The sequence below is a fragment of the Microbacterium sp. BK668 genome (assembly GCF_004362195.1).
In the GTDB taxonomy this organism is placed as follows: domain Bacteria; phylum Actinomycetota; class Actinomycetes; order Actinomycetales; family Microbacteriaceae; genus Microbacterium.
In genome coordinates this window covers 475,212-487,810 of record NZ_SNWG01000001.1, presented here as the reverse complement: position 1 = coordinate 487,810, position 12,599 = coordinate 475,212, and the positions used below count along the sequence as shown (strand labels likewise).

10 protein-coding genes are annotated in these 12,599 nt (G+C 70.1%); 9 read left to right on the top strand and 1 reads right to left on the bottom strand.

Going from position 1 to position 12,599, the window contains the following annotated elements; translation table 11 throughout:
- The first annotated feature begins 24 nt into the window (after positions 1 to 24).
- From EV279_RS02115 to EV279_RS02105, 3 genes are all read left to right on the top strand, one after another.
- A complete protein-coding gene (locus tag EV279_RS02115) occupies positions 25 to 813 on the top strand; it encodes a BTAD domain-containing putative transcriptional regulator (protein WP_133541294.1) in 789 nt (262 codons plus the stop codon).
- A 118-nt stretch (positions 814 to 931) separates the two neighbouring features.
- Positions 932 to 2,323, top strand: coding sequence for a hypothetical protein (locus EV279_RS02110; RefSeq protein WP_133541293.1), 1,392 nt, complete (start codon positions 932 to 934; stop codon positions 2,321 to 2,323).
- Positions 2,320 to 2,610 (top strand): hypothetical protein, encoded by a 291-nt coding sequence (locus EV279_RS02105; protein WP_133541292.1) that lies wholly within the window; start codon positions 2,320 to 2,322, stop codon positions 2,608 to 2,610. Before EV279_RS02110 ends, EV279_RS02105 begins: the two co-directional genes overlap by 4 nt.
- Positions 2,611 to 2,653: 43 nt before the next feature.
- On the opposite strand, the gene EV279_RS02100 is transcribed toward EV279_RS02105, so the two are convergent.
- Positions 2,654 to 3,337 carry a phosphatase PAP2 family protein gene (locus EV279_RS02100; protein ID WP_133541291.1) on the bottom strand — a complete coding sequence of 228 codons (684 nt, stop codon included), beginning with the start codon at positions 3,335 to 3,337 and terminating at the stop codon, positions 2,654 to 2,656.
- A gap of 153 nt (positions 3,338 to 3,490) precedes the next feature.
- Between EV279_RS02100 and EV279_RS02095 the strand changes: the two genes are divergently transcribed.
- The 6 genes from EV279_RS02095 (at position 3,491) to EV279_RS02070 (ending at position 12,481) form a co-directional block, all read left to right on the top strand.
- Positions 3,491 to 4,612, top strand: a complete 1,122-nt coding sequence (locus EV279_RS02095; RefSeq protein WP_347876860.1) for a glycosyltransferase — start codon at positions 3,491 to 3,493, stop codon at positions 4,610 to 4,612.
- 246 nt (positions 4,613 to 4,858) lie between these two features.
- Entirely contained in the window at positions 4,859 to 8,170 is a 3,312-nt protein-coding gene (locus tag EV279_RS02090) for a PKD domain-containing protein (protein ID WP_166644424.1), read from the top strand.
- 83 nt (positions 8,171 to 8,253) lie between these two features.
- Entirely contained in the window at positions 8,254 to 8,706 is a 453-nt protein-coding gene (locus tag EV279_RS02085; protein ID WP_133541288.1) for a hypothetical protein, read from the top strand.
- Positions 8,707 to 8,807: 101 nt separating this feature from the next.
- Positions 8,808 to 9,890, top strand: a complete 1,083-nt coding sequence (locus tag EV279_RS02080) for an acyl-CoA desaturase (protein ID WP_133541287.1) — start codon at positions 8,808 to 8,810, stop codon at positions 9,888 to 9,890.
- A gap of 149 nt (positions 9,891 to 10,039) precedes the next feature.
- Positions 10,040 to 11,404 carry an HNH endonuclease signature motif containing protein gene (locus EV279_RS02075; RefSeq protein WP_243728398.1) on the top strand — a complete coding sequence of 455 codons (1,365 nt, stop codon included), beginning with the start codon at positions 10,040 to 10,042 and terminating at the stop codon, positions 11,402 to 11,404.
- A gap of 90 nt (positions 11,405 to 11,494) precedes the next feature.
- Complete coding sequence (locus EV279_RS02070; protein WP_133541285.1) at positions 11,495 to 12,481, top strand: LLM class F420-dependent oxidoreductase; 987 nt, start codon at positions 11,495 to 11,497, stop codon at positions 12,479 to 12,481.
- Positions 12,482 to 12,599 lie beyond the last annotated feature (118 nt).

Here is a 12,599-nt window from a genome sequence, read left to right as displayed (position 1 = left end):
TCGCGCGACGAGAGGAGCGGTGTCATGCGTGCCCGGACTTCCGGAGAGGGCCTCGCCGCACCCTCCGAAGTCGCCGGCGGCTCCACCGCCATCGCGTCGGCGCTTCCCGAGCTGCACTCCATCCGGCTCATCGATGGCTTCGAGTGCACGATCGACGGTGAGGTCGTCGAGCTTCCGCGCGGGTGCCAGCGGCTCGTGGCCTTCCTGGCCCTCTGGGAGAGGCCGGTGCTGCGCACGTTCGTGAGCGGGAGCCTCTGGCCCGACAGCGACGACGCCCATTCGAGCGCGTGTCTGCGGTCGTCGGTGTGGCGGCTGCAGTCGCTCGGCCCGTCATTCGTGCACGTGACCCCGATGCATCTCGCGCTCGACCCGCGGGTCGAGATCGACTATCGCGAGGCGGTCGACTGGTCGCGTACCGTGCTCGCCGGCACCGACCCCTTGCCTGTCGTCTGGACGATGAACGAGATCTCGGGTCTCGTGCGCGAGGTGCTGCCCGACTGGTACGACGAGTGGGTGCAGCAGGCGAGGGAGCGCTTCCGCCAGCTCCGCCTCCACGCCCTCGAGCAGCTGTGCGCCCGGCTCACCTCCGACCGACGCTACGGCGAGGCGGTCCTCGCCGGCCTCGCGGCGGTTGCGATCGAGCCGCTGCGCGAGAGCGCCCACCGCAGCGTCATCGAGGTGCACCTCGCCGAGCACAACCACGTCGAGGCCCTGCGCCAGTACCGCCGGTACGAGCAGCTGCTGCGGGTGCAGCTGTCGCTCCGGCCGTCGGCCGAGCTGCGCGAGCGGGTCGGGGCCGCGCTGGCCGGCTGAGGGGCGAGTTGGATGCCGCGCCCTGCCCGAAAGGGCAAAGTGTCATGCCCGATCCGTGCTGGGCACGGGCTGGCCCATCCCGGTGGTGGGACCATGGTGCTCGAGAGAGGGGCGTGCGATGACGACATCGGCCCGGACCAGCACGTCGGCCGCCGACGGCGCGACCCGCCGCTTGCGGCCTCCCGCGGTGCCGAACCGACCCCTCCGCCTCCGAGGCCCGCTGACGGCAGCCGACATCCTCTCCGTTCAGCGTCTGGCCGGCAACCGCGCGGCGACCGCCCTGGCCGACCTTCTTCCCGTGCAGCGCGTCGGTCCGGTCTTCACGGTCACCGGCCTGACGGCCGCGGGGGCTGCGCCCCTTCCGGGCCTTGCGGACACCTACGTCGCCGCAGGTGGGACACCGGTGACGGTCACCGCCACGGCGACCAGTTCCACGGGCGCCGCCGTGCCCACAGCCGCCGTCAGCTGGTCGTCCGGCCGCCCCGGGGGAGGACTCACCCGGGTGGTGTCCCGCCCCAGCGGCAAGCTCAGGGTGCACGCGCGAGCCGGTGCATCCATTCGGACCGTCACTCTCTACTTCGCCGCAGCTCCCGCGCCGCCCGGCGCAGCGCCCGCGCCCGCCCTCAGGCACCGGCTGATCGGCGCGTCCAACCCCGGGACGGATTTCGGACTCACCGTCGTGACGATCGGCGACCAGGGGGTCAGACGACCGGACTACCAGGTGACCCCGTTCTTCGCCGGGACCGCGTGGAGCTTCGGTGTGACCCGCGTCTCCCATGGCTTCAAGCTCGCCATCAGATCGCAGGGCCACCGCGATGTTCCTTCCGCGGCAGCGGTGCGATCCCGGGACGCCGCTCGCGTCATCGTCGACCTGACGCCGACGGTGGCGACGCTCGGCCCACCCCGTGCCACCTTCTGGGTGCGATCGTTCACGCAGCGACACGAGGAGGCCCATCGGGACCACTTCTACCTGCCCGCCTTCGGCTTCTGGCCTGCGTCCATGCAAGTCTTCGCCAACAACGTCTGGGGAACGCCGGTGCCGTTCGCCCCGGGCACCGCGGAGCGCCCGTCCCAAGCACGGGCCTCGAGGAAGGCGGCGTGGGATGCCGACGTCGCCACACAGCATGGTGTGGCCGATGCCGCCGAGATCGGCGGATCGGAGGCCTACGCGCACGGCGTCGTCTCCAACCCCCTCTACGTGGCTCTGGTGGCGGCGATCCGGGCGACCGTGCGCCCGCCGGCGCCCCTCGCCGTCGCCGCGGCGGGAACGACCGCTACGTCGACGACGCTGTCCTGGACGCCGGGGAACCCGGTCATCGTCACGGGTGTCGACGTCGAGCGCCGGATCGGATCGGGGCCGTGGACAGTCGTCGCCGCGGGGCTCGCTCCGGCGTCGGGCGGCTTCACCGATGCGACGCTTGCGACGGGGACTCGCTACAGCTTCCGCGTGGTCGCCCTCGGCGCGGCGGGAAGGTCCGCCAGCGCCGCCGTCCGGGTGCGGACACCATGACCGAGGCGATCGAGACCGCGCGCGCGGCAGCCCGCGCATACTGGCGGTCCTTCGACCTGCCGGGCCTGGAGCGAATCGCGGAGGATCCCATCCTCGGCCCCGTCGTGATCACCGACGACGAGGGAACGGAGTTCATCGCCTATCGCTGGATCGGGTCCGGACGCGGGGGCGACTACGTGCAGGCGGAGGTGGACCTGCCCGGCGGCCGAGCACGCGTGCACGGATCGCGCCGTGGCGATCCGCTCCCGGCGCGTGACGTCGATATCGCACCCGCGGGGCCGGGGTAGGCCCTCCCGTACGGATCGACCGTCCCGCCGCGGCATCCGCCCCTCACGACGAGATCAGCTCGCGGCGTACCGCAGCCGCACTCCACAGCCCCAGCACGGCGCCTGCCACCGTGTCGGAGATGTGGTGCTGGCCGCGGTAGATCCTCGAGAATGCGATCGCTCCGGGCACGCCGTACCGGAGGAGAGGGCCGAGGAGCCGCGCGCCCGGAGCTCGGTGGCGATCGAGCAGGTCGGCAAGCGTGCCATGGAGCGCGAAGGATGCCGCGGTGTGGCCGGAGGGGAACGACGACGTCGCGTGCGGCCGCTCCGGGCGCCACACGCGCTCGGGCCGGGGCCGTCCGACGAGCGCCGCGGATGCGACGAAGCATGCGGTCTCGAGGGCGAGCGCCGCCGCAGGGGCGACGGCTGAGCGCGCTTCGCGCGTCGAGAGCCAGGTGACGCCGCACCAGATGGCGCCGCCGGCGATCGTCTGCGGTACGCCCGAGTACCACGAGAGCGGCCCCGTGAGCCGGTCGATCGGCTCGCGCCGTTCGGGTCGGTCGACGGGATCGGCCACGACCGCCGCTTCGCCGTCGCTCGCCCCGTGGCCGAGCGCGAGTTGCAGCGCTCGCACGGCCCGGTCCTCGCGTGGGTCGTCGCCGCCGACGAGACGCACCGCCCGCCCGACCACGGCCAACGCGGCGATCGCGGCCAGCGCCGGCACGACGACGCCTCGGAGCAACGGCATGTCGGCATCGTAACGGCGGAGGGTCGTCGATCCCCGCCGAGGACGTCGCGCGTCGACCCCGCAACCGGTCTTGCCGCGGGGGAGGCCAGGTGGGAGCCTGCGCATGTGCGCGTGCTCTGTGCGACAACCGCCAACGACGGCCACCTCGGTCCGATGCTGCCGTTCGCGCGAGCCGTGGCGAACGGAGGACACGAGGTCCGCGTGGCTGCTCCCGCGTCATATGCATCCACGGTGAGGGACGCGGGCTTCGCACACGAACCGTTCGGCGACGCGCCCCGCGAACGGGTGGGTCGTGTCATGCGCAGCCTGCCGACCCTGGAGTTCGCGGAGGCCGACGAACTCGTCATCCGCGAGGTGTTCGGCCGCATCGACGCGCAGGCAGCGCTGCCCTCGCTCCTGGAGACGATCGAGCGCTGGCGTCCGGACCTGGTGCTCCGCGAGAGCGCGGAGATCGCCTCGCTCGTCGCGGCCGAAAGGGCCGGGCTCCCTCATGTGCATGTCTGCATCGGCATGCACGAGATCCTGCCTCGATTCGCGGCGGCGATCAGCGATCCGCTGGACGAACTCGGGCAGGTGGCCGGTCTGGCCGAGGGTCGGGCGTCCTCCGCTCTGGCCTCCGAGACGGTCCTCACTTCGGTGCCGGAGATCCTCGACCACCCGCACCGGCCGGTGGCATCGCGGGGCGATGGTCTCCTGCGGTTCCACGCGCCTCCGACGGTTTCCGGCGCGCAGCGCCTTCCCGATTGGGGCGATCCGGACGCTCCGCTGGTCTATGCGACATTCGGCTCCGTGGCCGGGTCGCTGGCCCCGTTCGCCGGGGTGTTCCGGATCGCACTGGATGCCTTGGCCGATGTCGAGGCGCGGGTGCTGCTGACCGTCGGGCGGAAGGTCGACCCGGCGGGGCTGGGACCTCTGCCGTCGAACGCACACGTCGAGCAGTGGTGGCCGCAGGATGCCGTGCTCCGCGAGGCATCGGCGATGATCGCCCACGGCGGGTTCGGAACGACCATGGGCGCCCTGGCCGCCGGAGTGCCCCAGGTGGTCGTGCCCCTGTTCACCTTCGATCAAGTCGTCAACGGAGACCATGTCGCAGCAGTGGGTGCTGGTCTCACCGTCGCCCCAGGCCTGTCGTCGATGGAGCGCGCGGTCGCAGAGGTGCCTCGAGTGCTGGCCGACCCGGCCTACGCCGCATCCGCCCGTCGCATCGCGGCAGCCATGGCAGACCTGCCGTCTCCCGCCGAGGCCGTTCCCATCCTGGCCGGCCTCGTCGGCTGACGGAGCTGCCCGGGCGTTCGCCGTTGCAGCCCTTCGGGTGAGCGGGCGTCACCCGAGTCCTCCCACTACGACTTCCCCTTGTCCATGACAGACCTCGGTTCCATACTGAGCGCGGACGCGCGAGGTCGCGCGCCCGCATGGAGCTGGTACTTGGGGATCGGTCATGCGCGTACTCGACATCTGGGGACGTCCTTCGCGACGGCCGCCTCTGCAGTGCTTGCCGGCCCGGCGAGAGAAGGCAGCGCGATGGAGATCACGTCGTCCCGCGGATTCCTGACCGTAGCCGAGGGGGATCGGTGGCTCACCTCGGGGCGTCCCCGCTCGATCCGGACTCGGCGCTGGCGGGTCCTCGTGCTCCTGCAGGTGCTGCTCGTCAGCACGCTCGCCCTCGTGGGTGCGCCGCCGATCACGCAGACCGCCTGGGCGGAGACGACGACGGGGCCGCTTCACACCACGGGCGCGGACGGAGTCATCTACAACGCAGCCAATGAGCCGGTGCGGCTGGTCGGATACAACTGGACGGGCATGGAAGCCGGCGGACGCAATGACTTCCAGAAGGTCGCGGACGTCTGCGGCTTCACGTGGCGCACACCCGCCGATCGTCTGTCCGGCCTGACGCTCACCTACGACGACTTCTACCAGAACCTGCGCACCTGGGGATACAACGTCATCCGCCTGCCCATGCAATGGAACAACCTCGAGCCGATCGCTCCCACGTGGGACGCCCAGGCCGGGCGGTACATCCACAACTGGAACCCGAACTACCTCAACGACCTGCGCTCGATGGTCACGAAGGCCAAAGCTGCGGGCATCATGGTCATCCTCGACATGCAGCAGGACTTCTGGTCTCCTGCTCTGCACAACATCACCAACTGGGACGGCACCCGCGGCTATTGCGAGGGGTACGGGATGCCGAGGTGGATGTACCCGTCGATCGACGCCAAGGCGACGACGACGCAGAGCACCGACTTCTACAACGGGATGAACTGGTTCTTCCGGAACATCCACGACCCGATGGCGACCGTGACCCGAGTGACGCCCTGGGAGCTCTACGCCGATGTCTGGAGGATGGTGTCGTACGAGTTCTCCGCCGCTTCGGGGTTCCCCGCACACCAGGCGGTCGTCGGCGCAGACCTCTTCAACGAACCGTGGTGGAGCTACGTGGGCGGCAATCCGCCGGCGGGCCAGACAGTGGCCCAGGCGGCGGGAGCACGGCTGCACGCTTTCTACACGGCACTCGCGCCGGCGATCACCGTCAACAGTCCGAGCTGGCTGCTCATCTTCCAGGACACCGGCGGCGGGTACAACATCGCGAACCCGAGTCTTCGCGATTCGCCGTGGATGACGGGCAAGCCATCCGCCCCGGGCAACTGGGTCTACTCCGTCCACGCCTACAACTTCGGCTACGGCACGTTCTCCGACGGCGTGCCACGACACGACGACTTCGGCATCAATCACATGAACGCCGTGCTCGCCAACGCCCGCGCATGGGGCGTTCCGCTCTATATCGGCGAGTTCACCAACTTCAGCTTGAAAGGCGACGCCAGGACCCTCACTTCCGCCGACATGGCGCAGACGCGCCTTTTCGTGGACTGGGCGAAGCAGAACGGCGTGAGCTGGACGTTCTGGGCCTACCTCAATCCCTATCTGCCGATGACGATGATGGACTACGCGACCAACCGGCCTCTCGCGCCCGTGAAAGAGGCGCTGGACAGCGGCCTCGGTGGCCCGGCGGGTTCCAACCAGCCGCCGGTCGCCGCCTTCACGACTTCTGTGAACAGCCTGCAGGTCGCATTCAACGGATCCACGTCGTCCGACCCGGACGGGACCATCGCGACATGGTCGTGGAATTTCGGCGACGGCAGGACGGGGTCCGGCGCGACGCCGACCGTCACCTATCTTGCCGCCGGCACCTACACGGTGACGCTCACGGTCACCGACGACCGCGGGGCCACAGCATCCACCTCATCTCCCGTGACGGTAGGTCCTCCGCCCGGCGGGCTCTACGCGGTCGACTCGTTCTCGCGCACGGTGACCGCCGGGTGGGGATCAGCCGAGACGGGTGGCGCATGGAGCCTGGCAGGCGGGGCGAACACGAGCTTCTGGGTGGCAGGCGGTGCGGGCCAGATGTCGGTCGCGTCGGGCACCACCCGGTCGGCGACGCTGAACGCCGTGCAGCAGAACGCGGTCGAACTCGCCACGAGGCTGTCTTTCGACCGTGCGCAGACCGGCGGCGGCACGTACATCTCCATCATCGGCCGACGTGTCAGCGCCAGCAGCGACTACCGCCTGAAGATCCGAGTGCAGTCGAACGGGACAGTGACCCCCCAGCTCGTGCGGGTCGTCAACGGCGCGGAGACGGTGATCCAGAGCGGAACCGCCCTGCCCGGCGTCGCCTGGACCGAGGGCGAGAAGCTCCGCATCCGCCTCCGGGTGAGCGGGACCGCGCCCACCGCCCTGAGCGCCCGGGCGTGGGAGGACGGCGCTGCCGAGCCTGCAGCGTGGCAGGTGAGCGGCACCGACTCCACTTCCGCGTTGCAGATCAGCGGCGGCCTCGGTGTATCGAGCTACCTCTCGTCCTCCGCGACGGGATCGCCGATGGTCATCGCCGTCGACGAGTTCGAGGCTGGAACGCCCGGCGGCGCACCAGCGCCGAACTCACCACCGGTGGCGTCGTTCACCAGCTCCTGCACTGGCCTTCAGTGCACCTTCAACGGTTCGGGGTCGAGCGATGCCGACGGGACCATCGTCGGCTACAGCTGGAGCTTCGGTGACGGGCAGGGCGGAACCGGACCGACGGCGTCGCACTCTTACGCCGGGTCGGGCACCTATTCGGTGGCGATGACCGTCACCGATGACCAGGGAGCAACCGCCTCGTCGACGGGAACGGTCGTCGTCAGTCCGGTTCCCACCACGGTGCACGCCGCCGACGCGTTCACACGAACGGTGTCAGGCGGGTGGGGCGCGGCGGACGTCGGCGGGGCGTGGTCGAGCGCCAGTCCGGCGAACCTGTCCGTGAGTGGAGGCACAGGCAACCTCACCAGCGCGACCGCCGGCTCCGGACCGTCTGTGTATCTGCCCGGCGTGTCGTCTACGAACACCGACGTGACGATCGCCGCACGCACGGACAAGCCGGCCACCGGGGGCGGCGTGTATCTCTCCGTTGCCCCGCGACGGGTGTCCGGAGTCGGCGATTACCGGGCGAAGATCCGGCTGCAATCCGACTCGCAGGTATCCGTCCAGCTTGTCCGAATCGCGGCGAACGGGACCGAGACGGCGCTCACGACGATGACCACGGTGCCGGGCGTCGTGTACAGCCCGACGACCGGCCTGCGCGTCCGGGTGCAGGCGACGGGGACCAACCCCACGACGCTGCGCGCGCGGGTATGGGGCGGCGGTGCCGCAGAGCCGAGCACATGGCACGCGGCGACGACCGATTCGACGGCCGCCCTTCAGGTCGCCGGCGGACTCGCCCTGATGAGCTACCTATCGGGCACCGCGACGAACGCGCCGCTGGTGACGCGGTTCGATGATCTCTCCGCGGTGCCTGTTCCCTGAACCCCGCTGGTCACGTGCAGGCTCATCCGGACCACCCCGCCCCCTGGCGAGCGTATCCTGGCGCTCATCACGGAGGAGGAATCGTGAAGTGGCGGCATTCACACCACGGGATCACCGACGACGAGAAGATCGCCCGATACGCCCACGTCCTGGGGAACGTGCCGGCGGCCGTCGCCGACAGGGCATACGCAGCCGCCTTCGAACGCCTGTCACCCGCGCAGCGTGAAGAGATCATGAGCGGGCTGCGCTCGCAGCTCGGCGACTCGCCCGACCCGGCTGCCGCCGTTCCCGAGACATTCGCGACCCTCATGCGCGATCTGCGCGCCCGCCACGCCGTCGTGACCGCGCCCGGTGCCGCGGCCCTCGCCGCCGCGTTCGTCGACAGCCCGCCGATCGTCGCCTACTTCACCACCGGTGCGGGGTCGGTGTCGATCGACCAGCAGCCGCCGTGGTTGCACGAGCTCGCCGGGCACGAGACGGCGCCCATCGACGCGGGACGCATCGATCACAACAGAGGGCCGCACTTCCGCATCTGACGCTCGGCGCGAAGCACGCCTCTCCTCCGAACGCAAGGGCCTCACCGAAGCTGCTGCTCCTGACGTCTGCTTGAGGGATCCCCCCGGAAAGCACGGTCGTCATGGCAGATACAGCAAACCCGTCCACCGCTCACCACCGCAGCATCGATGCCGTCAGCAGTTTCACCGCCCTGACGGAGCAGGTCCGGGCGGCCGGCCTCCTGCGTCGCCGGTACGGCTACTACTGGTCGAAGCTGATCGGGCTTCCGCTGGCGATCCTCGGGCTGCTCGCGGTCTTCGTCTGGGTGGGCGACACGTGGTGGCAGCTCTTCACGGCGGTGGGACTCGGCATCCTGTTCGCGCAAGTGGCGTTCCTCGGCCATGACGCCGCCCACCGGCAGATCTTCGTGTCGGGCCGGGCGAACGACTGGGCGAGCCTCATCATCGGCGACCTCTTCATCGGCATGAGCTACGGCTGGTGGCGGCACAAGCACGCGCGCCACCACGCCAACCCGAACAAGGAGGGGACGGACCCCGACATCGACCTGCCGATCATCGCCGTCACTCCTGACCGGGCGCGGGCCGCGCGCAGCCCTCTCACCCGCTGGGCGATGTCGCATCAAGGCGCGTTCTTCTTCCCCATCCTCACGCTCGAGGGCGTCTCGCTGCACGCTTCGAGCGTGCGTCGCGTGCTCTCCCGGGATCACGTCGAGCGTCGCTCGTGGGAGATCGCGCTGCTCGCGATCCGGCTCGGCGGGTTCGCCGCCCTCGCGTTCGTGGTGCTTTCGCCGCTGACGGCGGCCGTGTTCCTCGTGGTCGAGCTGGCCGTGTTCGGCGTGTACATGGGATCGTCCTTCGCTCCCAATCACAAGGGCATGCCGATGGTGCCGGCGAGTCTCAAGCTCGACTTCCTGCGCCGCCAGACCGAGATGAGCCGCAACATCCACGGCAGCCGCCTGCTCGATGTCGCGATGGGCGGGCTGAACTACCAGATCGAGCACCACCTCTTCCCGTCGATGCCGCGGCCGCACCTTCGCCGGGCGGCGGTCATCGTGCGCGCGCACTGCGAGGCCCACGGCATCCGCTACACGTCCACGGGGCTGCTCGCCTCCTACGCGATCGTCATCCGCTACATCAACCGGGTGGGGCTCGGCGAGCGGGACCCGTTCGACTGCCCCCTGGTCGCACAGCGGCGCGCCATCTGAGCAGAATGGATGCCGCGGTCCGGGCCTGATGGGGGCCGGGCGTGGCGGGCGCCACATCGAACTGATGTACTAACGATCCCTGGGATGGTTGTCAATTCGGGCATGATCTCCAGATATCAATGTCGGAGCCCCTTCCTAGTATCGAAGATATGAACGATGAACGAGGGGCGGCGGACCGCTCGACTGAGGACGACCATCTGATCCGCAGTGAGTTCGACCTGTGGGATCGGGAGCTGGACGATCCACCGGGCCGTACCACGGCGTCGGCCCGCGACCTCCACGATGTGGCTGCGGATGAGCTCGACGCGATCGCCTTCCAGCGTCGCATCGCCGTCGCCCAGGAGTACCGCCTGATCGCCGAGATCCTGCGCGCGGCCGAGCTCGACCCCGAGGCGTGGGCGGGACCCGATCCCACTTCCGACCCCGCGTGGACAGACCCCCGCAGGCTCGGTGCCGCCGCCGCGCGTCGTGAGCGCCGGGACCTCGCGGTCCGTGCCGCAGCAGCCGACGCGGCGGTCCGCCTGCGGATGTCGGAGACGACCGTCCGGACGCGGGCGACGCACGCCGCTGCCCTGCGGGACCGCATGCCTCGCCTCTGGTCGATGTTCCTCGCCGGGGCGGTGAGCGAGCAGAACGCCGTCACTGCGGCCACCCTCGCGGCATCCCTTCCCTCGCAGGCGCCCGAGACCTGGGAGAAGTTCGACGACCGGATGGTCGAGGTCGCCGGTGTGCTCACGCCAGGGAAGTTCCGCGTCGCAGCACGAGCCGGGCGAGAACGCGTGCATCCGGAGAGGCTCGACGAGAGGCACCGGCGTGCCGCCGAGGAGCGCGGAGTGTGGTCCTCCCCTGAGCTCGACGGGATGGCGACCGTCACGGCACTCATGTCGGCGGAGCGGGCGCGCGCGGCGATGACCCGGCTGGACACGATGGCCCGTCACCTCGCGGGGCAGGACGACGAGGTCCGAACTCTCGCCCAGCTGCGCGCCGACATCTTCGCAGACCTGCTCGTCGCGGGGGAGACGGATGCCGTGGACCGCACGATCCGCGCGACGGTGGCCATCACAGTCCCGGTGTTGACGCTGCTCGGGGCGTCGGAGGAGCCCGCCACGCTGGAAGGCTACGGGCCTATCGACATCGACACCGCCAAGCAGCTGGCCGGAACGGCGACGTCCTGGGTTCGAGTGCTCACCCATCCGGTCACCGGCACGGTTCTCGACGTCGACCGCCGGACGTATCGCGTGCCCAACGACTTGCGGCGGTGGGTGCAGCTCACGCGTCCGAGCTGCGCGTTCCCCGGCTGCCCGCGGCTCGCGCGCGAGTGCGACCTCGACCATCGCATCGACTGGCAGTACGGCGGCGCGACGAGCGACGAGAACCTCGACCCCGCGTGCGAACACCACCACCGGATCAAACACGGCACGCTCTGGCGGTCCTACCGCTGCCCGACGACTGACGCCACCTGGTGGGTCAGCCCCACCGGAACTCGCTCGGCATCCGACCCGGCCCCGTTCTGAGGGTCAGACAGGACCACCCGACAGGCCGCAGCCGGTTCCATGGTCCGAGGCATCCGGTCCCGCGTTCTCGACCGACCGTAGGGTGGGAGCATGCGATTCGGCGTGTTCATCCCGCAGGGCTGGCGTTTCGACCTGGTGGGCATCGAGCCCGCCCGGCAGTGGGAGGTCATGAACGGCCTCGCGCAGCGCGCCGACTCCGGTCCGTGGGAATCGCTGTGGGTGTACGACCACTTCCACACGACTCCCGTGCTGAGCGAGGAGGCGACGCACGAGGCGTGGACGCTGATGGCGGCGTTCGCGGCATCCACTTCCCGTGTGCGGCTGGGGCAGATGTGCACCTGCATGGGCTATCGCAACCCCGCCTATCTCGCCAAGGTAGCGGCCACGGCCGACATCATCTCCGGCGGACGCGTCGAGATGGGCATCGGGGGAGGCTGGTACGAGCACGAGTGGCGGGCGTACGGCTACGGCTTCCCCGGCATCCCGGACCGCCTTGCGAAGCTGCGCGAGGGCGTCGAGATCATGCGGCAGGCGTGGACGACCGGCCGGGCCACGCTCGACGGCAAGCACTACCAGGTCGACGGCGCCATCGTGCAGCCGCTCCCGCTTCAGGAGGGCGGCATCCCCTTCTGGATCGCCGGCGGTGGCGAGAAGGTCACTCTCAAGATCGCCGCCCGGTATGCGACCTACACGAATTTCGCCGGGTCGCTCGAGGAGTTCGACCACAAGAGCGACGTCCTGCGCCGGCACTGCGACGACCTCGGGCGCGACTTCTCCGCCATCACGCGGTCGTCGAACTTCAACACCATCGTGGGCGAGACCGACGCCGAGGTGCGCGAACGCCTCGACGCGCTGCGGGCGCGGGTGCTGCCGTTCGTCGGCGAGCATCGCGCCGACGCGATCATCCGCGACTTCGAGGCCTCGGATGCCGTGGGCACCCCCGAGCAGATCGCGGAGAGGCTCGCCGAGCGCGCGGGGCACGGGCTGGGCTACGCCATCCATTACTTCCCCGACGCCGCATACGACACCGCGAGCCAGGAGCTCTTCGAGACCAGGGTGATCCCTGCGCTGAGCTGACCGGCCGCGTCGGGGATCCTGCCCCCGCGACGCCGTTCCCCGGTCTCCTCGGGCCCGTCCCCCGGTGTGCCGTCGAACCGGTCCGAGTACCGTTCTGCTCACAGACCAGACGCCGATT